Below are 24,082 nucleotides of genomic sequence, written 5' to 3'. Positions count from 1 at the left end.
CTAACCTTTGTTAGATCGAGCACCCGTCCGGACCGCACGCGTCGGCGTCGCCGCCGACGGTCAGCAACACCGGGTGCGCCTCGGTCCAGGCCCGGTCGAGGACCTGGGCGAAGACCTCGCTGGGCTGGGCGCCGGAGACGCCGAACTTCCGGTCGACCACGAAGAACGGCACCCCGGTGGCGCCGTACGCCCGCGCCTGGGCGATGTCGGCGGCCACCGCGTCGGCGTACTCCTCGGAGGCGAGGACGGCGGCGACCCGGTCGGCGTCCAGGCCTGCGGCCACCGCAGTCGCGGTCAGCACGGCGTGGTCGCCGACGTCCTCGGCCCGGGTGAAGTACGACGTCAGCAGCGCCTCCTTCAGCGTCCGCTGGAGCGGCGGACCGCCGGCCTCGAGCGCGAGGTGGAGGAGCCGGTGCGCGTCGATGGTGTTGGTGTGGACGTTCTCGAAGAGCCGGAGCTCGAGGCCGTCGGCGGCCGCGGTGTCGATGAGCTGCTGCTGCATGTCGCGCATCTCGTCCTCGCTGCGGCCGTACTTGCGCGCGATCACGCCGGTCGTCAGCTCGTGGCCGTGGTGGGGCGCGGTCGGGTCCAGCTCGAAGGACCGGTAGACGACCTCGACGTCGTCACGGTGCTCGAAGTCGGCCAGCGCCCGCTCGAGGCGGCGCTTGCCGACGAAGCACCAGGGACAAACGACGTCGCTCCAGATCTCGATCTGCATGTGGAGGTCAACAGCGGACGGGGGTGTCCCCATTCCCGAGGTTCTCAATATCGTATATTCTCTAGGAACTCGTCCGTCGAAGGGAGCAACGCATGCCGATCCGCCCTGGTGGAGCCGGACTCTCGATCGCCGGAGGCATCCGCGAGTTCGCCCTCGCGTCGCCCACCGCCACGGCCGTCATCGACGGCGACCGCCGCCTGAGCTTCGCCGCGCTCGACGAGCGCGCGAGCCGGCTCGGCCAGCACCTGCTCGGCCGGGGCCTGCGCCCCGGCGACCGGGTCGCCGTACTGCTCGGCAACCGGTTGGAGTACCCCGAGATCGCCGCCGGGATCGCTAAGGCCGGACTCGTGATGGTCCCGCTCAACCCGCGCCTGACGCCCGGCGAGAGCCGCTACATCCTCGAGCACTCGGGCGCCCGCGCCCTGGTCCTCGACGACGCGCTCGCCGCGGTCGCCGGCGACCTCGCCGACCTCGGCCTCGTCGTGCTCGGCATCGGCGGCACCCAGCTCGGCCCCGACTACGACACTCAGCTGGCCCGCGCCGACTCCCGCGACCCCGGCGTCGCGGTCGACGAGCTCGACGCGTTCTGCATCGCCTACACCTCGGGCACGACCGGCCGCCCCAAGGGCGTCGTCATCTCCCACCGCAGCCGGGCGCTGACGTTCTACCTCAGCGCGCTCGAGTGGGGCCTCGGTCCGGGTCGTACGTCCGCGGCGGTCGCGCCGATGTACCACGGCGCGGGCTTCGCCTTCGGCTACGCGCCGGTCTTCGCCGGCGGCACCGTCACCATGCTCCCCCACTGGGACCCCGAGGAGTTCCTCGCGCTGATGGAGCGGGACCGGGTGCAGTCGACGTTCCTGGTGCCGACCCACGCGCAGATGCTGCGCGGGCTCGGCGAGGGGGCGGTCGCGAAGCACGACCTCGGCGCGCTCGACACCCTCTACTTCAACGCGGCCGCGCTGCCGTGGCCGCTGAAGCAGTGGGTGATGAGCGAGTTCCCGGGCCGCGGCATCCACGAGCTCTACGGCTCGACCGAGGCGGGCATCATCACCAACCTCCGCCCGGCCGACCAGGACCGCAAGCCCGGCTCCGTGGGCCACGCCTGGTTCATGACCGAGCTGCGCGTCGTCGACGACGCGGGCAACCCGGTCGCGGCGGGCGAGCCGGGCGAGCTCTTCAGCCGCTCGCCGTTCCTGATGAACGGCTACCACGACAACCCCGAGGCCACCGCCGAGTGCACCACCGAGGACGGCTTCCTCACCTGTGGTGACGTCGTGGTCCGCGACGACGAGGGCTATGTGCACATCGTCGACCGCAAGAAGGACCTGATCATCTCCGGCGGGCTCAACGTCTACCCCCGCGAGATCGAGGACGCGCTGGCCTCACACCCCGCGGTCGCGGACTCCGCGGTCGTCGGCGTACCGAGCGAGGCCTGGGGCGAGGAGGTGTCGGCGTACGTCGTGCTCCGCGACGGCCGATCCCTCGACGACGCCCTCTCCGCCGAGCTGACGAGCCACTGCCGCGACCGACTCGCCGGCTACAAGATCCCCCGCCACTGGGCCGCCATCGGCGCGCTCCCCCGCAACGCGAGCGGGAAGGTCCTCAAGCGCGAGCTGCGCGACGGACCCAGCACCAACTGACCTGCCCCACCCCGTTCACCACCACCATCGGAGGAACACGTGCGACCCCACGTCGAGCTCATCCAGGAAGACGACTACGTCTGGCACGGCGCCGAGCTGCCCGGCGGCGAAGGCCGGGCCAGCGAGCGCCGGCTCTCGGTCGACGAGGAGGACGGCTCCTCCTCGCTGCGCGTGGACTTCCACACCGGCTGGGGCCGCAGCGCCGGCATCCACCACGCCAACACCGAGTACTACGTGCTCGAGGGCGAGATCGACTACGGCGGCCGGAAGATCGGCAAGGGCGGCTACCTCTACGCACCGAAGGGGGTGCCGGTCGACTACCTGAAGGTCGCCGAGGGCACCAAGCTGCTGCACTACCGCGAGTACGGCGACGCCGGCTTCGACGCGGTCGACTCGCTCGGTGGCGCCCAGCGCTGGGCCGACGCCCGCGAGGACCTCATCGTGATCGACTCCGAGGCGATGAAGTGGGACGCCGTCCCCAACCCGGGCCCGATGCCGGGCCTGTTCATCAAGTACCTCCACGTCGACCCGGTCACCGGCTTCTACACCCGGCTGGTGCACGCCCAGGAGGGCTGGTCGGACCACCGCCTCGCGCACCACCCCTGCTACGAGGAGGCGTACACGACCCAGGGCCACATGGAGTACAACTTCGGCACCCTGGACCTCGGCACCTACTTCTTCCGCCCGGCGCGGGTGAAGCACGGCCACTTCACGACGATGGAGGGCGGCGCCACCTGGCTGCTCCGCTCGGACGGCGAGCTGAAGAACTGGTACACGCAGAACGAGTGGGTCCGCTGGGGCGGCGACGGCGTCAACTACACGCCGGAGGGTCTCAACGAGGAGCCGCACCAGCCGACGCGCTGGTCGTCCTCGACCCACGACCTGGCCGAGCCGTGGCGCACCGAGGAGGACATGCGGCAGATGACCGCCTCGTGGCAGTTCCAGATCGACCAGGGCCAGGACAACACCCCGGTCAAGCACCAGGGCACCGGCCTGGACCCCTCGGTCCGCGCGATCATCGCCGCGATGAAGCGGGCCGACGCCGACTCGCTGCAGGGCGGTCACGGCGACGACCACGGTCACTCCCACGACCACGACCACTCGCACGACGATCACTCGCACGACCACGGTCATGACCACAGCCACGACGAGGCCCCGGCCCGCGAGTCGATCAACCTCGACTGGGGCTGGGCCGGCAGGGACGTCGAGCACCCCGACGAGCGCACCGGCGAGCTGGCCCACAACTGGGGCGCCCGCGTCACCTGGAAGAACGGGGACCCGATCCCCGCCCCGATCATCTCCTCGCTGCCCGTCCGCAGTCGCTCGCGCGGCCGCTGGGACGGCGACGGGATGTGATCTGACCCTTGTCGACCCTGCTCAGCACCGCTGCCCTCGCGGCGGCCGAGAACTCCTCGGCCGCCGCGGGGGCCGCCGTCGAGGCCGCCCACGGCCTCAACGGCCACACCGTCGCGATCATCCTGCACGTGCTGCTCTTCACGTACTGGCTCGGCGGTGACCTCGGCGTCTACTACTCCAGCCGGTTCATCATCAAGCCCGAGCTCTCCCCGGAGACCCGGGCGACCGCAGCCAAGATCATGGTCGGCTGCGACATGGCGCCGCGGTTCTCGCTGATCCTGTTCGGGGCCAGCGGGTTGACGCTCATGTACTACGGGCCGCTGGGCGAGGAGTTCTTCCTGACCGGGTGGATGCTGGCCCTGGCCTGGGTCGGCACGCTGGCCTGGGCGGCGGTCTCGCTGGCCGAGGCTCGCGGCGGGAGCACGCACACCCGGCTGTGGCACACCGCGGACCTGTGGGTGCGCTACCTGCTCTCGGCGGTGCTGATCGGCTTCGCGATCTACACGATCGCGGCGAGTGAGCCGTTCGGCGTGGACACCAACCCCCGGTGGTTGGGCGCCAAGCTGCTGGCCTACGGGCTCTGCATCTTCTGCGGCGTGATGATCCGGCGGGCGCTCAAGCCCTTCGGCCCGTCGTTCGGCACGCTGATGACGAGCGGCTCCACTCCCGAGGTCGAGGCGGGCATCGTCGGCTCGATCCGGCGCAGCGAGCCCTGGGTCTACTGCATCTGGGCGATGGTGCTCCTTGCTGCAGTGCTCGGCGTGATCAAGCCGGGGTCGACCGCGTTCTGACCGGCCTCGGGGGTGGACCGGTCCAGAGGTCCGGACGTACGACCGGCTGCTCGTCGGCGGTGTGTCCTAGGCTCGCCGGGATGACTCCGGGGCGGCTCGCGGACCGCGCTCGCCTGCGCGACTGCGCGGTCCGCAACCCCTCCGGCAGGAGGATCCGGATCTTCGAGGTCACGTGAGCACAACCCCGACGAGGAGCGTCGTATGAGCCCGACCCAGCACCCCGCCGACAGCCACGACCTGATCCGGGTGCACGGCGCCCGGGTCAACAACCTGCGTGACGTCAGCGTCGAGCTGCCGAAGCGGCGGCTCACGGTATTCACCGGGGTCTCCGGATCGGGGAAGAGCTCGCTGGTCTTCGGCACCATCGCCGCGGAGTCGCAGCGGCTGATCAACGAGACCTACAGCGCGTTCGTGCAGGGCTTCATGCCGACCCAGGCACGGCCCGAGGTCGATCTGCTGGACGGACTGACCACCGCGATCATCGTGGACCAGGAGCGGATGGGCACCGACCCGCGCTCGACGGTCGGCACCGCGACCGACGCCTACGCGATGCTGCGCATCCTGTTCAGCCGGCTCGGCACGCCGCACATCGGCTCGCCGCAGGCGTTCTCCTTCAACGTCGCGTCGGTGAGCGGCGCCGGCGCGGTGACGATCAACAAGGGCGGCCGGGAGACCAAGGAGCGACGCAGCTTCGAGCTGATCGGCGGCATGTGCCCGCGCTGCGAGGGCCGCGGAGCCGTCAACGACATCGACCTGACGGCGCTGTACGACGAGGAGAAGTCGCTCAACGAGGGTGCCATCACCATCCCGGGCTACAGCATGGACGGCTGGTACGGCCGGATCTACCGCGGTTGCGGCTGGTTCGACCCCGACAAGCCGATCAAGAAGTACAGCAAGAAGCAGCTCGACGACCTCCTCCACAAGGAGGCCACCAAGATCAAGGTCGAGGGCATCAACCTGACCTATCTCGGTCTGGTCCCCCAGATCAAGAAGTCCTTCCTCGCCAAGGACGTCGACGCGCTCCAGCCGCACATCCGCGCGTTCGTCGAGCGCGCGGTCACGTTCTCGACCTGCCCCGACTGCGGCGGCAGCCGGCTCAGCGAGCAGGCGCGCTCGTCGAAGATCCGCGACAGGAACATCGCCGAGCTCTGCTCGATGCAGATCAGCGACCTGGCGACCTGGATCCGCGACCTCGACGAGCCGCCGGTCAAACCGCTGCTCGACGCCCTGGGCGACACCCTCGACTCGTTCGTGGAGATCGGGCTGGGCTACCTCAGCCTCGAGCGGCCCTCCGGCACCCTCTCGGGCGGCGAGGCGCAGCGCACCAAGATGATCCGGCACCTCGGGTCCTCGCTGACCGACGTCACCTACGTCTTCGACGAGCCGACGATCGGCCTGCACCCGCACGACATCCAGCGGATGAACCAGCTGCTGCTGCAGCTGCGCGACAAGGGCAACACGGTGCTCGTCGTCGAGCACAAGCCGGAGACGATCGCGATCGCCGACCACGCCGTCGACCTCGGCCCGCAGGCGGGTTCCGCGGGCGGCCAGGTGGTCTACGAGGGCAGCGTCGAGGGCCTGCGCGCCAGCGACACCCTGACCGGCCGGCACCTCGGCGACCGCACCGCCCTGAAGGAGTCGGTCCGCACCGCCACCGGCGCGCTGGAGGTCCGCGGCGCGAGCACCCACAACCTGCAGCACGTCGACGTCGACCTCCCGCTCGGCGTGCTGGTCGTGGTGACCGGCGTGGCCGGCTCCGGCAAGAGCTCGCTGATCCGCGGCTCGGTGTCCGGGCGCGACGGCGTCGTCTCGATCGACCAGGGCGCGATCCGGGGCTCGCGGCGCAGCAACCCCGCGACGTACACCGGACTGCTGGAGCCGATCCGCAAGGCGTTCGCCAAGGAGAACGGCGTCAAGCCCGCCCTGTTCAGCGCCAACTCCGAGGGCGCCTGCCCGAACTGCAACGGCGCCGGCGTCATCTACAGCGACCTCGGGATCATGGCCGGCACGGCCACCCCGTGCGAGGTCTGCGAGGGCCGGCGCTTCGACGCGTCGGTGCTGGAGTACTCCTACGGCGGCCGGGACATCAGCGAGGTGCTCGCGATGTCGGTCGCCGAGGCGGAGGCTTTCTTCGGCCCGGACGGCGCCGGAAAGCTCCCGGCGGCCCACAAGATCCTGGCCCGGCTCGCCGACGTCGGGCTCGGCTACCTCACCATCGGCCAGCCGCTCACCACGCTGTCGGGCGGCGAGCGGCAGCGCCTCAAGCTCGCCGTGCACCTGGGCGAGAAGGGCGGCGTCTACGTCCTCGACGAGCCCACCACCGGCCTGCACCTCGCCGACGTCGAGAACCTCCTCGGCATGCTCGACCGGCTGGTCGACTCCGGGAAGTCGGTGATCGTCATCGAGCACCACCAGGCCGTGATGGCGCACGCCGACTGGATCGTCGACCTCGGTCCCGGCGCCGGCCACGACGGCGGCCGGGTGGTCTTCGAGGGCACCCCGGCCGACCTGGTCGCGGCGCAGTCGACGCTCACCGGCGAGCATCTGGCGTCGTACGTCGGCCCCTGAGGCGGCCGCCGGCGGTTCGGTGGTCCTGCGCCCGCCCGACCCCGCCGAGCTCCCCCTCAGAGCGCCAGCCCGGCGAACCGCTCCCCGATCCGAAGATGGGTGGCGGCGTCCGGGTGCAGGTCGTCGGGCAGCGGCAACTCGTCGTGGTCGCCCGCGCCGTACAGCTCCTGGCCGTCGAGGTAGCGCAGGTGCGGATCGATGGCCGAGCGCTGGGCGACGATCCGGGCCAGCTCGGCGCGGACCACGCGCAGGGTCAGCTTGCCGGCCGCGACCTCGGCGGGGTCGCCGGTCGCGCGGAAGCCGAGCCGGCCCTGGGCCATCGCGGTGGTGTCGACGGCCGCCGGGCCGGGGGTGTCCTCGTGGATCGGGCAGTACGTCGGCGATACCACCAGCAGCGGCGTGGTCGGGTGGCCCTCGCGGATCGTGTCGAGGAAGCCGTGAACGGCGGCGGTGAAGGCGCGCAGCCGCATCAGGTCGGTGTTCACCAGGTTGATCCCGACCTTGACGCTGACCAGGTCGGCCGGGGTGTCGCGCAGGGTGCGGGCGACGAACGGGTCCAGCAGCGCGCTGCCGCCGAAGCCCAGGTTGACCAGGTCGACGCCGGCCAGCCGCGCGGCCACGGCCGGCCAGGTGCCGGTCGGGGTGGCGGCGTTGGAGCCCTGGCTGATCGAGCTCCCGTGGTGCAGCCAGACCGGCCGCTCGCCGCTGGGCACCGGCGCCACGGGCGCATCCGCACGGAGCGCGACCAGCTCCGTGGTCTCGTCGTGCGGCAACCAGATCTCGACGTCCTTGACCCGCGCGGGGAGGTCGTCGAACCGGAGCGTGCCCGGCTCCCCCGCCAGCAGCTCGAACGAGCCGGTGGCCAGGTCGATCGCCAGGGTGCGGCCGCCGGTCACGGTCCCGCGGCCGAGCGGCTCGCCGTCGACGACCAGGTCGTAGCACCCGTCCGGGCGGGGCGGCGCGCCGGCGTACGCGCGCTTGGTCGGGATGGTGTCGAGCTCGAGGACGGTCGCGGCCGTGCGGAGCACCAGGCGTACGCCGGCCGGCTGCGACTCGGCCATCGTCAGCTGAGCGTCGGCGACCTGCGCGCGGGCCCAGCCCGGCAGCCGGTGCGGGAGCAGGCCGGTCGCGGTCTCCTCCAGCTCGATCGCGCCGCGGATGAGGTCGGGGGTGAGGGGGACGGTGATCATGCGGACCAGCTCCTGAGGGTCGTGTCGAGGGCGAGCAGGATCCGGGTCCAGCTCTCCTGTGCGTCGGGCATGGAGTGCTCGAAGCCCCCGGCGGCCTCGAGACTGGTGAAGCCGTGGAACACGCTGCCGAGCAGCCGGACCGCGTGCGTCTGGTCCACCTCGCTGAGGTCGTAGCCACGCAGCACCGCCCGCGACAGGGCGGCATGCCGGGGACCCGCGCTCGCCGCGGCCGTCTGCGGGTCGAGCCGGTGCCGGGCGGCGTCGTACCGCCCGGGGTGCTCGCGCGCGTAGTCGCGGTAGACGTCGCCGAGGGCCACCAGGGCGTCCCGGCCCGCCCGGCCGGCCAGCGCCGCGTCACCGCGGTCCGCGAGCTCCTCCAGGGCGAGCAGTGCGATCCGGGTGCGCAGGTCCTCGGTGCCCCGGACGTGGGAGTAGAGACTCGCCACCTGCACGCCGAAGCGCCGGGCGACGGCCGACGCCGTCACGTGGGCGAAGCCGACCTCGTCGGCCAGCTCCGCCCCGGCCCGGACCAGCCGGTCCGGGGTCAGTCCTGCGCGTGCCATCCGCACTCCTCTACCTAAACTGTTTAGGCAGAGTACAACAGGCCTTAGGAAATTCTCGAACCCGCAGCCAGTCGGTCGCCGAGCAGCCGACCGAAGACCAGGGCCGGGGTGAGCACCATGCCGGAGCAGAAGCTGTTGCCGCAGGTCGCGCCGGCGCCGATCACCTCGCCGATCGCGAACAGGCCGCCGATGACCGCGCCGTTCTCGTCACGCACGGCGAACGAGTCGTCGATGTCGAGACCGTCGAAGGTCACCACAGCGATGCCCTGGTTGTGCAGCGCGTAGAACGGCGGTACGGCGATCGGCGCGGGCAGGTGCCGGCGACCGAACTCCCCGTCGACCCCTGCCTCGACGGCCCGGTTGTACGCCGCCACGGACCCGACCAGTCCGGCCGGATCGATCCCGGCGAGGGCGGCGAGCTCCTCGAGCGTGTCGGCGGCGTGCACGCCGGGCCGGACGTTCGCGTGCCGGCGCAGCTCCTCCGGACCCCACCCGAGCACGAGCGGGGGCTCGCCGACCCCGGCCCGGGAGACCGCGTCGTCGTCGAAGACCATCCAGAAGACCTGGTCGGGCAGCGCGGTCAGCTCGCGCTCCTTGACGTCGATGGACGGCTCGTCCTCGGCGATCCAGCGCCGGCCGGTGCCGTCGACGTAGATCTCGCGCGGCGGACGCTCCGTGGTCAGCAGCGCCCGCTCGGCCCAGTTGGCCCGGTGCGGACTCTGCGGGTCGCGCATCCCGCCGAAGGTCGGGAGGTAGGTCCCCTCTCCCTGGATCGCGGCGCCCACGCTCGTGCCGAGGTGGATGCCGTCACCGGTCGAGGTCTTCGAGGCGACCGTCACCAGCTCGACGCCGTGCCGCTCGGCGAACAGCTCGCCGTCGGCGCCGTACCCGCCCGTCGCGAGGACCACGGCCGGGGCCCTCACCTCGACCTCGACGCCGTCGCGATACACCTCGATGCCGACCACGCGACCACTCCCGTCGGTGAGCAGGCCGGTGACCGGCGCGCTCGTCCACAGCGTCAGGTCGTGGCCGGCGACGGTGGACTCGACCTCGGCCTGGAGCACCTGGAGGACCGAGAGCCCGCCCTCGATGCCGTAGACCGTGCGCGGGATCTCGTAGGGCTCGTGCCCGTAGACGATCCGCGGGGACTCCGGGTCGAACGGCATCCCGGCCTCGACCAGCCACTCGATCGTCTCGGGCGCGTGCTCGACGACCTGGGCGATCAGGTCCTTGCGGCCGGTGTCGTTGCTGATCCGGTAGATGTCGGCGAGGTGCAGGTCCGGGCTGTCCTCGATGCCCCGCGCCCGCTGGAGGCTGGTCCCCCCGGCGGAGAGGTGCCCGCCACTGAGGTGCAGGGTGCCGCCGATCCGCCGGTCCTTCTCGACCAGCAGCACCCGGGCTCCGCCCCGCGCGGCTCGGCTGGCGCAGGTCAGGCCGGCCGGACCGGCGCCCACCACCACGACGTCATAAGCAGGTTCGACCACCTCTAGATCATATATGATCAAGCCTCTCACCGAGCCTCAGGAGCGCACATGGATCCGCAGCAGAACCCGAGCGACCCGGCGGCCGTGGTGCTCGCCCGCGTCCCCGACGGCGTCCCGACGCCGGCGGACTTCCGCGTCGTACGCCTCCCCCGCTCCCCGCTGGTCGACGGGCAGGTGCGGATCGCGGTCCGCAGCCTCTCGCTCGACCCGTACCAGCGCTCCACCCTCGGCGGCCGGCACCTCGGCGACGCCCCGGTCGGCCCGGGTGACGTCCCGCCGGGCCGCTCGGTCGGCGAGGTCGTCGAGTCGCGGTTCCCGGGGCTCGCGGTCGGACAGCACGTGCTCGCCGAGACCGGTTGGCGGGCCGAGACCGTCGTCGACGGCGCCGCGGCCACTCCGGTGTCGGTGCCGGCGGGCGTGCCGCTCTCCGCGGCCCTCGGGGCGCTCGGCATGCCGGGGCTGACGGCGTACGCCGGCCACGTGCGGCAGCTCCGACCGGTCGCCGGGGAGACCGTCGTCATCGGGTCCGCCACCGGTGGCGTCGGCGCCGTCGCGGGCCAGCTCGCGCGGCTCGCCGGCGCGCGGACCGTCGGGATCGTCGGCTCCGAGGAGAAGGCGAAGCTGGCCGACGGACCCCTGGGCTACGACGCCGTCGTACGACGTGGCCCCGACCTGGCCGACGAGCTCGCCGCGGCCTGCCCGGACGGGATCCACGCCTACCTCCACCTCGGCGACCAGGAGACCCTGGACGTGGTGATGGAGCGGCTCGCGATCGGTGCGCGGGTCTCGCTGTGCGGCCTGATGGACCAGTACAACGGCAGCGCGCCGACGCGGCTGCGCGCCGGCGCCGTGATGGCCGCCCGGGCCGAGGTGGTCGGCATGGTCGTCTTCGACCACGCCGACCTCTCGTCCGAGCACGTCGAGCACGTCGGGGCGCTGCTCGCCTCCGGGGAGCTCGTCACGGTCGAGGACCACTACTCGGGGATCGAGCAGGCCCCGACCGCGTTCGCCCGCCTGATGGGCGGGCAGAACGTCGGCAAGGTCGTCGTCGACATCGAGTCCTGACGAGCGGACCCGCTGCGGCTACAGGCCGTAGCGGGCGAGCTTGTCCTGCTTGCTCCCCAGGAACTTCCGCATCATCCGGCCCGTGGTCAGCCAGGCGATCTCGTCGCCGTTCTTGGAGCTGGCGAGCATCTGGTCCACCAGGTACGGCGCTACGTCGTCCACGTGGTCGACCAGGATGTTGAGCATCTTGCGCTGGCTGGAGACCGACTCGGGGTGGGTCTGCGCCTCGCGCAGCCACCCGTCGGTGATCAGGATGCCGGGCCGGACCTGACCGACCCGCACGGACGTGCCCTCGACCTCCCGCACCAGGGCCCTGGTGAACATGTCGAGACCTCGCTTGGTGGCCGCGTAGACGCCCATGCCGGGACGGATGCTGCCGTCGCTGCCGCCGCCGAGGACGTTGAACACTCGACCCCCGCCCGAGGCCGTCATACCGCGTACGGCGACCTGAGCGCCGTTGATGGTCCCGAGCATGTTCGTGCCGATCATGGTCGCCACCTCCTCGGAGGTGGTCTCGACGATCGTGCGCATCGTGTAGGCGACGCCGGCGTTGTTGATCCACAGGTCGACCGCACCGAACGCCGAGACACCGGCATCCCACAGCGCCTGCACCTGGGCAGGATCGGTCACGTCGGTCACGACGCCCACGGCCTGTGCACCGCCGGTGGCCTCGGGCTGGAGCTTGCCGGTCGCCTCGTCGACGGCGGCCTGACTGCGGCCGGACACGACGACGTGCTGGCCGCGGCGGAGCAGCTCGCGGGCGAGCGCGAAGCCGATGCCCTTGGTGCTGCCGGTGACGACGGCACTCTTCGTGGAGATGGTCATGCGTTCCTCCTGCTGGGACGTCGGACGAGACGGTGCCCCGACCCTTCAGGGAAGGACCGGGGCACCGTCGAGTGGTTCAGCTGGATGTCAGCCGGTCAGCAGTTGGCCTTGACCGCACCGGTCGCAGCGTTGTGCTTCGACTTGGCCGCCTTGGCCGCCTTGGCCGCCTTGGTCGCGGCCTTCTTGGCCTTCTTCAGCTTCGCCTTGGCCTTCTTGGCCTTCGCGCCCTTGGCCTTCTTAACGGCCTTGGTCGCCTTCTTCACCGCGGCCTTGGTGCTCTTGACCTTGGCGTCGGCCTTCTTGACCGCGGCAGCCGTGGTCGTGACGTCACCCTGGGCCTTGACGCAGGCGGCCGACGGGCCCGGCTGCGGCACGGCAGCGACCGTCACCTTGACGACGGTCGAGGTCGACCCGACGTACGAAGCGGGGTCGGTAGGCACGAACTTCGCGGTGTAACTGTGCTCACCGGCGCTCACGCCGGTCAGACCCACAGCGGCGGCACCCGAGGCGACGACCTTCTCGCCGACCTTGACGGCACCCTCGAAGAACTGGACCTGGCCGGCAGCGGTCGGGGTGACCGTCGCCGAGAGGGCAACCTGCGCGGCAGCCGGGGAGGACCCGGTCAGCGCGGTGGCCGTCGCCGCGGCCGGCACTGCGGCCACGGTGACGTCCTGCACCGTCGAGGACGAACCCTCGAACGCCGCGGCGTCCGTGGGCACGAAGTCGGCACGGTAGCTGTGCTGGCCGGCAGCGACGCCGGTCAGGCTCAGCGTGGCGGCACCCTCGGCGACCGCCTGCTCGCCGACCTTGGTCTCACCCTCGAAGAACTCGACGGTGCCGGCAGCGACCGGAGCCACCGTCGCGGCGAGGCTGACCGCACCCGGGGCGGGCGAGGTCGCGACGAGCGTCGTCGCGGTCTCGACGGCGGGCTCGGGGACCACCGTGCAGGTCAGCGGGTTGTCGGAGATCGTGACCGGCACCGCGGGGTTGAACTGGAACCCGGCGCGCATGTTGATCGCCAGCGACTCGATCGACCCGGATGCCAGGTCAGCAGTCCCCACTCGCGTACCACTCAGGTCCGGCATCTCGTACTGCACCGTGTTACCGGCACCACCGCCAGCGATCGGCGCCGGGTAGGTCAGCGCCCCCTCCAGGGCCACCGACTCACCGTTCAGGTCGACGCCCAGGTCGACCTCGAAGCCCGCGACCTTCAGGCCCGTCGGGAACCCGGTGCCCGGCATGTCGCTCAGCGACGCCGTCACCACCGTGCCGGCCGCGGTGGCCTCCGAGACCACCGTGTACGGCAGGTTGAACGAGCCGTTGGTGCACGAGAAGTCCTCGGTCAGCGTGACCGCGCTGGGCTCGGGGACGGCCGTGCAGGTCAGCGGGTTGTCGGAGATCGTGACCGGCACCGCGGGGTTGAACTGGAACCCGGCGCGCATGTTGATCGCCAGCGACTCGATCGACCCGGATGCCAGGTCAGCAGTCCCCACTCGCGTACCACTCAGGTCCGGCATCTCGTACTGCACCGTGTTACCGGCACCACCGCCAGCGATCGGCGCCGGGTAGGTCAGCGCCCCCTCCAGGGCCACCGACTCACCGTTCAGGTCGACGCCCAGGTCGACCTCGAAGCCCGCGACCTTCAGGCCCGTCGGGAACCCGGTGCCCGGCATGTCGCTCAGCGACGCCGTCACCACCGTGCCGGCCGCGGTGGCCTCCGAGACCACCGTGTACGGCAGGTTGAACGAGCCGTTGGTGCACGAGAAGTCCCGGGTGGTCACCAGGGTCGAGCTGGCCGCCCCCGGGGTGCACGTCAGCGGATTGTCGGAGATCGTGACCGGCACCGCGGGGTTGAACTGGAACCCGGCGCGCATGTTGATCGCCAGCGACTCGATCGACCCGGATGCCAGGTCAGCAGTCCCCACTCGCGTACCACTCAGGTCCGGCATCTCGTACTGCACCGTGTTACCGGCACCACCGCCAGCGATCGGCGCCGGGTAGGTCAGCGCCCCCTCCAGGGCCACCGACTCACCGTTCAGGTCGACGCCCAGGTCGACCTCGAAGCCCGCGACCTTCAGGCCCGTCGGGAACCCGGTGCCCGGCATGTCGCTCAGCGACGCCGTCACCACCGTGCCGGCCGCGGTGGCCTCCGAGACCACCGTGTACGGCAGGTTGAACGAGCCGTTGGTGCACGAGAAGTCCCGCGTCAACGTGAGAGCGCTCGGCGCGGCTGAGGCCGGCGAGCCCAACATCGGAATGGACATGGCGCTGGCGACCAGGGCCCCCACGGCCAAGCCCACATACCTGCGTATACGCATTCATCCTCCTCGTGCCGACCCCACCACTACCGGTGTGGTCTACGTCTCATGCGAGAATATACGATATCCACGGGTTCGCCTACGATTTCCGGAAACGATCGTGTTAATTCGCCGTGGACCACGGGCGGAACTCCCGGCAGACGGGCAATCAGCGGGCGCGGGCCAGCACCAGCCGGGCCTGGCGGATCACGGCCTCGTCGACGAACCTGCCGTCGTCGTCCACCGCAACCCCGGCGCCGGCGAACTCCCAGCGCCCGACCAGCGTGCGCGCCGCGTCGACCTCATCGGGGGTCGGCGTGAAGACCTCGTTGGCCACCGCCACCTGCCCCGGGTGGATGCACGCGCGGCCGACGAAGCCGAGCCGGGCGAGCTCGACGGTCGAGGCCCGGAAGGCGTCGAGGTCGCGGAAGTTCGTCGAGACCGGCGCGATCGGCGGCTTGATGCCCGCGGCCGCGGAGGCGAGTACGACGTGCGAGCGGGTGTAGAGCAGCTCCCGCTCGTCCGGGCCGGGGGTGATGCCGACGTCGGCACGCAGGTCGGCCTCGCCGACCTGAAGCCGCTGCACCCGCGGGGCGCGCGCGAGCTCGCCGGCGCGCAGGATCGCCCGGGCGCTCTCCAGCAGCGGCACCACCCCGGCGGTCGAGCCGAGCGAGGCCAGCAGCTTGTCGAGGTCGAACAGCTCGTCGACGGTCTCGGTCTTGGCGACCAGGAACCCCGTCAGCGCCGGGGCACCCGCCATGGCACGCACGTCGGCCTCCCGCATCGGGCCCGGGTTGACCCGCACCCACACCCCGACGTTGTCGAGCACCGGGAGGTCGTGCAGCCAGATCCGGGTCGTCTCGCGCGCCCGGTCCTTGTCCTTGGGAGCGACGGCGTCCTCGAGATCGAGGATGATCTCGTCGGCGCCCCGCTCGAGGATCCGCGCGAGCTTGTCCTCGGCGTTGCCGGGCACGTAGAGCGCCGAGCGGGCCACGAAGTCACGACGGTCAGCCGACACGGGTCTCCCCCTTCAGCAGCGACTTCGCGACGACGGTGCGCAGCACGTCGTTGGTGCCCTCGCCGATGCTCATCAGGATCGAGTCGCGGTAGAGCCGCTCCACCTCGAACTCGGTGGAGTAGCCGTAGCCGCCGTGCACCTTCATCGCGTCGATCGCCGCCTGCAGGGCCACCTCGGAGCAGAAGATCTTCGCCATCCCGGTGGCGCCGTCGGCGCGACCGTCGCGGACGGCGTCCGCCGCCCAGTAGGCCATCAGCCGGGCCGCCTGCACCTGGGTGCCGAGCTCGCCGAGCTTGAGCTGGATCGCCTGGAACTCCGAGATCGGCTGACCGAACGCCTTGCGCTGCTTCGCATAGGCCAGCGCCTCGTCGTGCGCGCGCTGGGCGATGCCGACCGAGCGGGCCGCGATGTTGACCCGGCCCCACTCCAGGGCCGAGAGCACCTGCTGCATGCCGCGACCCTCGACCCCGCCGACCAGCTGCGTGACCGGCACCCGCACGTCGCTCAGCGTGATCTCGCACGACTCGGTGCCCTTGTAGCCCAGCTTGGGGATGTCCTTGGTGACCTCGTAGCCAGGAGTGTCGGCCTCGATCAGCAGCACGCTCATCCCCCGGTGCGCGGGCGAGGCCGACGGGTCGGTCTTGACCAGCACCGGCAGCGGGTCGGCGTACCGGGCGTTGGTGATCCACATCTTCGAACCGTTGACCACGTAGTGATCGCCCTCGAGACGCGCGGTGGTCCGGATGCCCTGCAGATCGGTGCCGGCGTCGGGCTCGGTCAGGCCGATGCCGGTACGCCGCTCGCCGGTGGCCAGACCCGGGAGGTACTTGTCCTTCTGCTCCTCGGTGCCGTGCATGGCGATGAGCCGGCAGGCCAGCGAGTGGCTGCCCAGGATGCCGGCGATGCCCATCCAGCCGCGGGCGATCTCCTCGAAGACCAGCGCGAACGAGACCGGGTCCAGGTCGAGTCCGCCGTACTCCTCGGGCACGGTGATGCCGAAGAGCCCCATCTCCTTCATGCCGTCGACGATCTCCGTCGGGTAGCGGCCGGACTGCTCCCACTCGCGGGCGACCGGGACGATCTCCTTGTCGACGAACTGGCGCAGCAGCGCCTTGAACTCGCGCTGGTCCTCGTCGAGCTTGAAGTCCATCAGTGCTCCTTGGTCGGGTCGGGAGAGGAGGGGGTGAAGTACGGGAGGGCGCGCCCGTCGGGCAGGTCGACCCAGGCGACGCGGACCGGGTCACCGATCCGCCAGCCGCCGTCGCCCGGTGCGGGGGGCTCGAGGCGGGTCAGCACGACCGGCCCCTCGGCCAGCCGCACGCGCGCGATCGTGTACGGCGCCGTCAGCTCCGGACGCGGCGGTCGGTGCACGACCGTGAAGGTGTCGACGACGCCGGTGCCGGCGGCGTCGACCTGGGCCAGGTCCGCCATCGATCCGCAGCCGGTGCACAGGGCACGCGGCGGGTGCTGGACCCGGCCGCAGGCGGTGCAGGACTGCACGGTCAGCCGGTGCTCGGCGGTGGCCGCCCAGTAGGCCGCGCTGTTCTCGTCGGCGGGCGGGACCTCGCCGGGGATCCAGTCGGTGCTCATCGAGCTCATCGGGCCACCCCCAGGACGACCGTCGCGTGCGTGGACAGGATGCCGCCGGTGCCGTGCGCGACCGCGATCTCGGCTCCGGGGACCTGACGCTCCCCGCACTCGCCGCGCAGCTGGCGGACCGCCTCGACGAGCAGCAGCACGCCGTACTGGCCGGGATGGCAGTACGACAGCCCGCCGCCGTTGGTGTTGAGCGGCAGGGCCCCGCCGGGCCGGATCCGGCCGTCGGCGATGAAGTCGAGCGCCTCGCCCACACCACAGAGCCCGAGCGCCTCGACGCTGAGGGCCGCGGTGATGGTGAAGGAGTCGTAGACCTCCGCGACGTCGACGTCGGCCGCGGTGATCCCGGCGCGCGCGTAGGCGTCCTGGACCGCGCCGCGGGCACCCGGGACGGCCAGGTCGGCCACCGCGGTGAAGGAGGTGTTCGTGGTGCGCTCGCCGTAGCCGAGCACCTCGACCGGCCGTTGTCTCAGGTCGCGGGCGCGCTCGGTCGAGGTGAGCACGACCGCTCCCCCGCCGTCGGTGACCAGGCAGCAGTCGGCCGCGGTCAACGGACTGGAGATCATCGTCGAGCCGACGACGTCCTCGACGCTCAGCGAGCCCTTGCCGTAGCGGAACGCCTGCGGGTTCAGCAGCGCCCACTCCCGGGCGGCGATCGCGACCTCGGCGAGCTGCTCGCGGGTGCCGCCGTACCTGTGCAGGTAGGACTGGGCCGCCATCGCGTAGTACGACAGCGGGTAGAGCGGGTCGTAGGGCTCCTCGAACTGCGCCTCGGGGATCCACGCCTCGTGGACACCGCCGAGCCGGCGCGAGCGGGCCGAGCGCTGGTTCGAGGCGAAGGTGATCACCACGGTGCTGCACTGGCCGGCCGCGATCGCCTGGGCGGCCCGGGCCACGAACATCTCGTAGGCGCTGCCGCCGGCGAAGGTCGAGTCCGTCCAGGTCGGCACGATCCCGAAGTAGTCGGCCAGCTGGGTCGCGGAGAAGCGGGAGACGCCGGTGCTCGCGATGCCGTCCACGTCGGCCAGGGTGAGGCCGGCGTCGGCCAGCGCGCGCGTGACGGCCTGGGCCTGCAGGGTCAGGATCGAGGAGTCGGTGACGCCCAGGTCGCACTCGGCGGCCCCGACGATCGCGACGCCGGTGCTCATGACGCGCCCGGACCGTCGGGCCGGCCGAGCAGCACCACGGCGCGGCACGGCGCGGCGGCAGCGCGAGAGTCGGTGCCGTCCTCGGCCACCACGACCACGCTCAGCTCGACACTCACCCGGTCCGCGGCGACCTCGGTCACCGTGCCCTGGCAGCGCAGCGTCTCGCCGGCGAAGACCAGGTTGCGGAAGGTGAACTCCAGCTCGTGCACGAACGACTGCGGGCCGAGCCAGTCCTGGAGCTGCTCGACCAGCAGTGCGCCGTAGACCTGGCCGTCGACGATCGGGCCGGGCAGCTTCTTCTCCGCGACGTACGCCGTGTCGTAGTGCAGCTTGTGCCAGTCCCAGGTGGCGCCGGCGTAGGCGACCATGTCGGTCAGGCCGATGGTCCGCTCCAGCGCCGGCACGGCGTCTCCCACGGCGATGCTCGAGTGGTCGACGAACGTGGTCGGGAACGTCTCGCTCATGCCTTCTTCTCCAGCCCGACGAAGATGATGGTCTCGGCGTTCTCGGCGAGCAGCTCGCCGTCGGCACCGGTGTACGTCGCGGTCGATCCGACGACCAGCATCGCGTTGCCCGACCCGGTGATCTTCTCGGTGACCGAGGTGATCCGCCAGGTCGCGGTGACGACGTCCTCGGGGCGGATCCGGCGGTGGAAGGTGTACTTGTTGCCGCCGCGGACCTGCCGGGTGCCGGGGATGTCGAGGCCCCAGGTGTGGCCGGCGTACCCCTCGTGGTCCATCGGCAGGGCGGCGTACTGGTTCGTCTCGCAGACCAGGGTCAGCGGCGCGGTCACGCCGGCCAGCCCCTGCTCGCGGGCGTACGCCGGGTCGGAGTAGAGCGGGTTCTCGTCACCGATCGCGAGGCCGAAGTACCGACCCGCGGCGGCACCGATCGGCTCCGGGGCGGTGTAGACCCGGGTCCGGCCCTCGAGGGCACGGACCTCGTCGGTGAGCAGGCTCATCGCTGCTCCTCCGGGTAGAGCGCGGTCGGGAAGACCTCGAGCAGGAACTCCGGCCGCAGCAGGCTGTGGCACAGCGCTCCGGTCGAGGCGGGCCACGGCGGACCGAGCAGCCGCTCGCGGACCTCGGCGACCGCCTTGTAGTCCCCGACGGCCGACTCCACGCAGTACTCCGTCGTCTCCAGCAGGTCGGCCGGGCCGAGGCCGGCGTACTCCAGGAGGTGCAGGATCGCGCCGTACGTCGTCTCGGCCTGGGCGCCGAGGTCGTCGGCGTGCAGGGCCTGCTGGGTCTCCATGTCGAGGGCCGCGAAGCCGGACATGAACAGCGTGCGGCCGGCCTTCACGCCCGGCGCGTAGGTCAGCGTGTCGTAGCGCGACCAGCCCGGGTTGACGATCTCCAGCGGGTGCCGCGAGGCGGTGACGTCGATGGCCACGAGCGCACCCGGGACGTGCAGCTGGCTCATCAGGATGCCGCCCGCGCCCGGGTAGACGCCGCCCTCGTTGTCGCCGAGCAGCTCCTTGCGGACCTTGTGGGTGCCGCGGTAGACGGCGCGAGTGTCGGGCGTGGAGTAGTCGTACGTCGTGACCGCGTGGCCCAGGGTCAGCCCGACCTGCTCGAGCAGCACGCCGGCCTTCTCGAGCACGTAGCGGTACTGCGCCCCGAAGTCCCCCGGCGCGACCACGTCGCCGTGCTCGTCGATCGGGGTCACGGTCGGCAGGTAGACGACGCCGTCCTGGCCCTCGGTGATCGAGGAGGCCTGCCAGGTGCCGGCCTCGCGGGCCTCGGAGGCGACCCGCAGCTGCCGGCCGCCGCCCTTGACCGCGTGCAGCTCGATCTCGAGCCACGCCGCGCGGCGCACCAGGCGCTCCACGACGACCGTCCGCACGGTCGGCCGGTCGCCGAGCAGCTCACGGCGTACGCCGGCGGCCTCCTCGTACGCCGGCAGGCCGGCGACGGTGACGTTCTCGCTGACCCGGGTGACGTCCTCGGGGCCGAAGCCCGCACCCTCGAGGATCGCCAGGCACTTGGCGTAGGCGATCCGCGCCTGCTCCTCCATCGAGCCCGACACGGTCATCTTGCCGAGCGCCTCGTCGTGGCGGGCCGAGGTGTGGCCCGAGGTCCAGGCACTGTCACCCTCACTGAGCCCGAGGCAGAAGGTGAACCCCTCGTAGGGGAACCAGCCGAACTCGGCGGGCTTGATGGCGGACAGGGTCATGCGGTGGCCTCCTGGGCGGAAGGGGTCGCCGCGGCCGCGGCGAGGGCGAGGATCTCGGTGAGGTCGGGTACGTCGGCCAGCCAGTGCACGGCGGCGGCGAGCTCGCCCGCGGTGGTGCCGACGTTGCCCTGGAGCTTGGTGAACAGGGCCTCGTCGGAGAGCGGGTTGGTGCCGCCGCCGGGACTGCGCTCCAGGTGTGCGGAGACGGTGCCCCCGTCGGCCAGGGTGAGCACCACGTCGCCGGCGGCGTCGGCAGCGACGACACCGGCGCCGTCGGTGACGTCCCAGGTGATCCGGGCCGCGAGCGCGCTGATCTCGGGGCGGTCCAGGTTGGCCGCTTCGTAGGTGTCGACACCGACCCGGCCGTCGAGCAGGATCGCCGCGACGCTCCACGGCAGGCTGAACTTGGCGGCGTACGGGCTCACCGGGCGGGTCAGGTCGCGGTCGCCCGCGCAGACGACCGAGGCGGAGTCGGGGTGCACCTGCGCGTGCAGGCCCGCGAGCTCGGTGGCGGCGACGCCAGCTTCGACCAGGGCGAGCTGGGCGGCGGCCATGGTGACGTGGGCCAGCTGGCAGGTGGGCCAGGGCTTGATCCCGATCCGGGTGGTCTCCCAGCCCTGCGGGTCGCTGCTGCCCAGGTCGCGCAGGATGACCCCGGTGTCGACGCGCCCGCCGGCCACGGAGGCAGGGGCGAGCGCGTCGTACACGCCGTGCGGTCCGTCGAAGACGGTCTCCGGCCCGGTAGCGCCGACGGCGGCGAGCCGCGCGGCCAGGATGCCGGCCTGCGAGGCGAAGCCCGGATGGAGCTGCTTGGTGCTGGCGCCGGTGGCCAGGAAGGCCAGCAGGCCGCCGGCCTGGCTGCCGGCGATGCCGAGCGCGTTCGTCGTGGTGGCCGCATCCAGGCCCATCAGCCGCGCGGCGACGGCAGCCGAGGAGAACACTCCGGCCACCATCGTGGCGTGCAGGCCACCGGCGTGGAAGCCGTTCGGTGCAGCCGCCGCGACCCGGCACGCGACCTCGTAGCCGACGACGGCGGCGTCGAGGATCTCGCGACCGGTCGCGCCGACCTGCTCCCCCACCGCGAACGCGGCCGGCAGCACCACCGCGGTCGCGTGCACCAGGCCGCCCGCGTGGGTGTCGTCGAAGTCGAGCGCGTGCACCAGGGTCCCGTTGGCCAGGCCAGCGGCGGGTGCCGGGAGCCGGGTCCGCGACCCGAGCACCGTCGCCTCCTCGGGGCCCCCGAGGCCGGTGGCCACGATGACGGCCGGCACCGCGGCACCGGCACGCATCCCGGCGACCGCGTTGCCCAGGCCGTCGAGCAGGTGCCGCAGGGCGGCGTGCTCGACCTCGGCCGGGAGGCTCAGCGGGCCGACGACCCAGCGCGCCAGCTCGGGGGCGATCATCACGCCTCGGTCCCGAAGGCTCCCGCTGCCTTCAGCTCGGCGATCTTCGCGGCGTCGTACCGGGCGACCTCGCGCAGCACCTCGTCGAAGTGCTCGTTGCGCTGCGGGGCCCGCACGTACGTCGGGACCTCGGAGCCGACCCGCACCGGCGAGGCGAGCTGCTGCACCGTGCCGTAGCGCGGGTGCTCGGTCTCGACGATCAGGTTGCGCTCGATCGTGTGCGGCTCCTTCAGGGCGGCCTCCACGTCGTTGATCGGGCCGCACGGGATCGACGCCGGATAGCACTTGGCCAGCCAGTGGTCGACCGTCTCGGTCCGGAAGATCGCCTCCAGGAGACCGGTCAGCTCGGCCTGGTTCTCCTGGCGCAGCGCGAAGGTCGCGAACCTCGAGTCCGGAGAGGCCCACTCGGGGTGGCCGATGACCTCGGCCAACCGCACCCAGAACTTCTCCTTCGCGCAGCCCACGACGAACCAGCCGTCGGATGCCTCGAAGGCCTGGAACGGCACCAGCGAGGGGTGCGCGGAGTGGCTGATGCGCCGGGGCGTGTAGCCGGCGTTCAGGTGCCAGGTCGCCGGGTAGGTCAGCATCGACATCGCGGTGTCGTACAGGCTGACGTCGCAGTCCATGCCGACGCCGTCGCGCCGGGCCGCGTGCAGCCCCGCGAGCAGCGAGAGCGCGGCGACGTACCCGCCGGAGAAGTCGACCAGCGAGAGGCCCGACTTGGTCGGCGGTCCGTCGGGCTCGCCGGTGAGCTCCATCCAGCCGGCCAGGCCCTGGAGCACGTAGTCGTAGCCGGGCTCCTTCTTGCGCGGGCCGGTCATGCCGAACCCGGTGAGCGAGCAGCACACGATCGCCGGGTTCAGGTGCTTGAGCTGGTCGTAGGTGATGCCGATCTTCTCCGGCACGTCGCCGCGCAGGTTGGAGTAGACGGCGTCCGCGTTGCGCACGAGGTCCTCGAAGACCTCCCGGCCGGCGGCGGTCTTGAGGTCGAGCGAGACCGACTTCTTGTTCCGGTTGAAGGTCTCGAAGAAGAGCGAGTCCTCCGCCTCGTTGTACGGCGGCACGTAGCGTCCGACGTCGCCGCCGACGTTCGGGTCCTCGAGCTTGATGACCTCCGCGCCGAGGTCGGCGAGGTGCACGCTGCCGAACGGGCCGGCGCCGTACTGCTCGAGCGAGATGATGCGGACGTCCTGAAGCGGCTTCACGGCCGACCTCCTGTGATGGTCTGGATGAGGTCGATGACCTCGTCCTGGCCGGCCCGGATCTCCGCCGGGCTCAGGCCGTGGGTGGGCGCGGAGAGCTTCACCGCGTCGGCGATGTCGTGGTACGCCGAGAGCTGGTCGAGGACCCGGTCCCGGTCGCCGTTGAGGGTGACCGCGTCGACCAGCTCGGGGCTGACCACCGCGGCGAGGTGCTCGGCACCCTGGCCGCCGCGGAAGGCGTCGACCACCCGCTGCTGGGCCTCGCCGAGGCCGTGGAACTCGAAGAAGTCGGCGTACGTGCGCACGCTGGCGTAGAAGCCGACGTGGCCGCGGACCCGGTCGAGCGCCTTGGCGGGGTCGGCGTCGACCGAGCAGCAGGCCGAGACGACCAGCTCGAGGTCCTCGCGCCGGCGACCCTCGACCTGGGCCAGGCCGGCCTCGATCTCGGGCAGGATCCGCTCGGAGAGGTACGACGGGGAGCACAGCTCGTGGCTGATCCAGCCGTCGGCGACGCGGGCGGCGAGCCGGGTCATCGCCGGACCCATCGCGGCGAGGTAGATCGGGATCTCGGTCCGCTGCACCGGGTACGGACGCTCGTAGCCCCGGATCCGCATCGGCTCGAACTCGCCGACGAGGTCGATCGGCCGCCCGGTGGTGGCGCCGGCGACCAGGTGCCGGATGTTGCGGACCGTCTCGCGCAGGTGGCCGACCGGCTTGCCCCAGCGGGCGTTGTGCCAGTCCTCGTTGAGGCGCTGCACACCGGTGCCGAGCCCGAGGATGAACCGGCCGCCGGACAGCTCGTCGAGGTCGAGCGCCTCCAGGGCGGTCACCATCGGGCTGCGGGTGAAGGCCAGCGTGATCGCGGTGCCGACCTGGGCGGTGGTGGTGGCCTGGGCCAGCGCCGCGGCGCTCACCGTGGCGCTGCGGTGCAGCTCCGGCACCCACACCACCTCGGCGCCGGCCAGCTCGGCGCGGCGGGCGGCGTCGGCCAGCTCGGCCAGCGTCTCCCCCCACGGTGCGAAGGTGATCCGCATCGTCAAGGC

Annotated in this window: 21 protein-coding genes; 5 read left to right on the top strand and 16 right to left on the bottom strand. The window is 71.9% G+C overall.

Translation table 11 applies throughout. From position 1 onward, the window contains the following. Positions 1-10: 10 nt before the first annotated feature. Positions 11-718 carry a DsbA family oxidoreductase gene (locus MUB56_RS12215; RefSeq protein WP_244932166.1) on the bottom strand — a complete coding sequence of 236 codons (708 nt, stop codon included), beginning with the start codon at positions 716-718 and terminating at the stop codon, positions 11-13. A 92-nt stretch (positions 719-810) separates the two neighbouring features. On the opposite strand from MUB56_RS12215, the gene MUB56_RS12210 reads away from it, so the two are divergent. From MUB56_RS12210 to MUB56_RS12195, 4 genes are all read left to right on the top strand, one after another. Further along, positions 811-2,358, top strand: a complete 1,548-nt coding sequence (locus MUB56_RS12210) for an AMP-binding protein (RefSeq protein WP_244932165.1) — start codon at positions 811-813, stop codon at positions 2,356-2,358. Positions 2,359-2,397: 39 nt separating this feature from the next. Then, a complete protein-coding gene (locus MUB56_RS12205; protein WP_244932164.1) occupies positions 2,398-3,714 on the top strand; it encodes a DUF4437 domain-containing protein in 1,317 nt (438 codons plus the stop codon). Positions 3,715-3,722: 8 nt separating this feature from the next. Further along, entirely contained in the window at positions 3,723-4,505 is a 783-nt protein-coding gene (locus MUB56_RS12200; RefSeq protein WP_244932163.1) for a hypothetical protein, read from the top strand. Between the two features lie 201 nt (positions 4,506-4,706). Next, on the top strand, positions 4,707-7,073 hold the full coding sequence (locus MUB56_RS12195) for an excinuclease ABC subunit UvrA (RefSeq protein ID WP_244932162.1): 2,367 nt from the start codon (positions 4,707-4,709) through the stop codon (positions 7,071-7,073). 56 nt (positions 7,074-7,129) lie between these two features. Here MUB56_RS12195 and MUB56_RS12190 read toward each other — a convergent pair whose 3' ends face one another. Genes MUB56_RS12190 through MUB56_RS12180 form a run of 3 tightly spaced genes read right to left on the bottom strand, consistent with a single transcriptional unit; the run spans position 7,130 to position 10,310 of the window. Further along, positions 7,130-8,263, bottom strand: a complete 1,134-nt coding sequence (locus MUB56_RS12190) for an SGNH/GDSL hydrolase family protein (protein WP_244932161.1) — start codon at positions 8,261-8,263, stop codon at positions 7,130-7,132. Continuing rightward, the gene (locus tag MUB56_RS12185; RefSeq protein ID WP_244932160.1) at positions 8,260-8,826 is read right to left on the bottom strand and encodes a TetR/AcrR family transcriptional regulator; all 567 of its coding nucleotides are present in this window, start codon (positions 8,824-8,826) and stop codon (positions 8,260-8,262) included. Before MUB56_RS12185 ends, MUB56_RS12190 begins: the two co-directional genes overlap by 4 nt. Before the next feature lie 44 nt (positions 8,827-8,870). After that, positions 8,871-10,310 (bottom strand): FAD-dependent oxidoreductase, encoded by a 1,440-nt coding sequence (locus MUB56_RS12180; RefSeq protein ID WP_280637402.1) that lies wholly within the window; start codon positions 10,308-10,310, stop codon positions 8,871-8,873. Positions 10,311-10,358: 48 nt separating this feature from the next. Here MUB56_RS12180 and MUB56_RS12175 point away from each other — a divergent pair, with 48 nt between their 5' ends. Beyond that, positions 10,359-11,375, top strand: a complete 1,017-nt coding sequence (locus tag MUB56_RS12175; protein WP_244932159.1) for an NADP-dependent oxidoreductase — start codon at positions 10,359-10,361, stop codon at positions 11,373-11,375. A gap of 18 nt (positions 11,376-11,393) precedes the next feature. Here the strand turns inward: MUB56_RS12175 and MUB56_RS12170 are convergent, their stop codons facing one another. From MUB56_RS12170 to MUB56_RS12115, 12 genes are all read right to left on the bottom strand, one after another. Then, positions 11,394-12,200, bottom strand: coding sequence for an SDR family oxidoreductase (locus tag MUB56_RS12170; RefSeq protein WP_244932158.1), 807 nt, complete (start codon positions 12,198-12,200; stop codon positions 11,394-11,396). A gap of 95 nt (positions 12,201-12,295) precedes the next feature. Continuing rightward, positions 12,296-14,410: an Ig-like domain repeat protein gene (locus tag MUB56_RS12165; protein ID WP_244932157.1), complete on the bottom strand. Its 2,115-nt coding sequence runs from the start codon at positions 14,408-14,410 to the stop codon at positions 12,296-12,298. Between the two features lie 256 nt (positions 14,411-14,666). Then, complete coding sequence (locus MUB56_RS12160; protein ID WP_244932156.1) at positions 14,667-15,515, bottom strand: CoA ester lyase; 849 nt, start codon at positions 15,513-15,515, stop codon at positions 14,667-14,669. Further along, positions 15,505-16,665 (bottom strand): acyl-CoA dehydrogenase family protein, encoded by a 1,161-nt coding sequence (locus MUB56_RS12155; RefSeq protein ID WP_244932155.1) that lies wholly within the window; start codon positions 16,663-16,665, stop codon positions 15,505-15,507. The genes MUB56_RS12160 and MUB56_RS12155 overlap by 11 nt, the downstream gene beginning before the upstream one ends. Further along, positions 16,665-17,105: a Zn-ribbon domain-containing OB-fold protein gene (locus tag MUB56_RS12150; RefSeq protein WP_244932154.1), complete on the bottom strand. Its 441-nt coding sequence runs from the start codon at positions 17,103-17,105 to the stop codon at positions 16,665-16,667. Before MUB56_RS12150 ends, MUB56_RS12155 begins: the two co-directional genes overlap by 1 nt. A 5-nt stretch (positions 17,106-17,110) precedes the next feature. Next, positions 17,111-18,259 carry an acetyl-CoA acetyltransferase gene (locus MUB56_RS12145; protein ID WP_244932153.1) on the bottom strand — a complete coding sequence of 383 codons (1,149 nt, stop codon included), beginning with the start codon at positions 18,257-18,259 and terminating at the stop codon, positions 17,111-17,113. Then, the gene (locus MUB56_RS12140) at positions 18,256-18,723 is read right to left on the bottom strand and encodes a MaoC/PaaZ C-terminal domain-containing protein (protein ID WP_244932152.1); all 468 of its coding nucleotides are present in this window, start codon (positions 18,721-18,723) and stop codon (positions 18,256-18,258) included. The genes MUB56_RS12145 and MUB56_RS12140 overlap by 4 nt, the downstream gene beginning before the upstream one ends. Then, the gene (locus tag MUB56_RS12135; RefSeq protein ID WP_244932151.1) at positions 18,720-19,220 is read right to left on the bottom strand and encodes a MaoC family dehydratase N-terminal domain-containing protein; all 501 of its coding nucleotides are present in this window, start codon (positions 19,218-19,220) and stop codon (positions 18,720-18,722) included. Before MUB56_RS12135 ends, MUB56_RS12140 begins: the two co-directional genes overlap by 4 nt. Then, positions 19,217-20,434, bottom strand: a complete 1,218-nt coding sequence (locus MUB56_RS12130) for a RidA family protein (protein WP_244932150.1) — start codon at positions 20,432-20,434, stop codon at positions 19,217-19,219. The genes MUB56_RS12135 and MUB56_RS12130 overlap by 4 nt, the downstream gene beginning before the upstream one ends. Continuing rightward, on the bottom strand, positions 20,431-21,837 hold the full coding sequence (locus MUB56_RS12125; protein WP_244932390.1) for an MmgE/PrpD family protein: 1,407 nt from the start codon (positions 21,835-21,837) through the stop codon (positions 20,431-20,433). The genes MUB56_RS12130 and MUB56_RS12125 overlap by 4 nt, the downstream gene beginning before the upstream one ends. Continuing rightward, the gene (locus MUB56_RS12120; protein ID WP_244932149.1) at positions 21,837-23,042 is read right to left on the bottom strand and encodes a CoA transferase; all 1,206 of its coding nucleotides are present in this window, start codon (positions 23,040-23,042) and stop codon (positions 21,837-21,839) included. Before MUB56_RS12120 ends, MUB56_RS12125 begins: the two co-directional genes overlap by 1 nt. Further along, the gene (locus MUB56_RS12115) at positions 23,039-24,073 is read right to left on the bottom strand and encodes an LLM class flavin-dependent oxidoreductase (RefSeq protein ID WP_244932148.1); all 1,035 of its coding nucleotides are present in this window, start codon (positions 24,071-24,073) and stop codon (positions 23,039-23,041) included. The genes MUB56_RS12120 and MUB56_RS12115 overlap by 4 nt, the downstream gene beginning before the upstream one ends. Positions 24,074-24,082: the final 9 nt, after the last annotated feature.

It is taken from the genome of Nocardioides sp. W7 (assembly GCF_022919075.1).
Taxonomy (GTDB): domain Bacteria; phylum Actinomycetota; class Actinomycetes; order Propionibacteriales; family Nocardioidaceae; genus Nocardioides.
Note: the sequence above shows the minus strand (reverse complement) of the source record. Positions and strands in the feature narration are given on the sequence as shown.

What these genes read in the sequence shown, in the direction of transcription:
- MUB56_RS12215 (WP_244932166.1), bottom strand. Translation starts at nt 718, where the DNA reads ATGCAGATCGAGATCTGGAGCGACGTCGTTTGTCCCTGGTGCTTCGTC.
- MUB56_RS12210 (WP_244932165.1), top strand. Translation starts at nt 811, where the DNA reads ATGCCGATCCGCCCTGGTGGAGCCGGACTCTCGATCGCCGGAGGCATC.
- MUB56_RS12195 (WP_244932162.1), top strand. Translation starts at nt 4,707, where the DNA reads ATGAGCCCGACCCAGCACCCCGCCGACAGCCACGACCTGATCCGGGTG.
- MUB56_RS12190 (WP_244932161.1), bottom strand. Translation starts at nt 8,263, where the DNA reads ATGATCACCGTCCCCCTCACCCCCGACCTCATCCGCGGCGCGATCGAG.
- MUB56_RS12185 (WP_244932160.1), bottom strand. Translation starts at nt 8,826, where the DNA reads ATGGCACGCGCAGGACTGACCCCGGACCGGCTGGTCCGGGCCGGGGCG.
- MUB56_RS12175 (WP_244932159.1), top strand. Translation starts at nt 10,359, where the DNA reads ATGGATCCGCAGCAGAACCCGAGCGACCCGGCGGCCGTGGTGCTCGCC.
- MUB56_RS12170 (WP_244932158.1), bottom strand. Translation starts at nt 12,200, where the DNA reads ATGACCATCTCCACGAAGAGTGCCGTCGTCACCGGCAGCACCAAGGGC.
- MUB56_RS12155 (WP_244932155.1), bottom strand. Translation starts at nt 16,665, where the DNA reads ATGGACTTCAAGCTCGACGAGGACCAGCGCGAGTTCAAGGCGCTGCTG.
- MUB56_RS12150 (WP_244932154.1), bottom strand. Translation starts at nt 17,105, where the DNA reads ATGAGCACCGACTGGATCCCCGGCGAGGTCCCGCCCGCCGACGAGAAC.
- MUB56_RS12145 (WP_244932153.1), bottom strand. Translation starts at nt 18,259, where the DNA reads ATGAGCACCGGCGTCGCGATCGTCGGGGCCGCCGAGTGCGACCTGGGC.
- MUB56_RS12140 (WP_244932152.1), bottom strand. Translation starts at nt 18,723, where the DNA reads ATGAGCGAGACGTTCCCGACCACGTTCGTCGACCACTCGAGCATCGCC.
- MUB56_RS12135 (WP_244932151.1), bottom strand. Translation starts at nt 19,220, where the DNA reads ATGAGCCTGCTCACCGACGAGGTCCGTGCCCTCGAGGGCCGGACCCGG.
- MUB56_RS12130 (WP_244932150.1), bottom strand. Translation starts at nt 20,434, where the DNA reads ATGACCCTGTCCGCCATCAAGCCCGCCGAGTTCGGCTGGTTCCCCTAC.
- MUB56_RS12125 (WP_244932390.1), bottom strand. Translation starts at nt 21,837, where the DNA reads ATGATCGCCCCCGAGCTGGCGCGCTGGGTCGTCGGCCCGCTGAGCCTC.
- MUB56_RS12115 (WP_244932148.1), bottom strand. Translation starts at nt 24,073, where the DNA reads ATGCGGATCACCTTCGCACCGTGGGGGGAGACGCTGGCCGAGCTGGCC.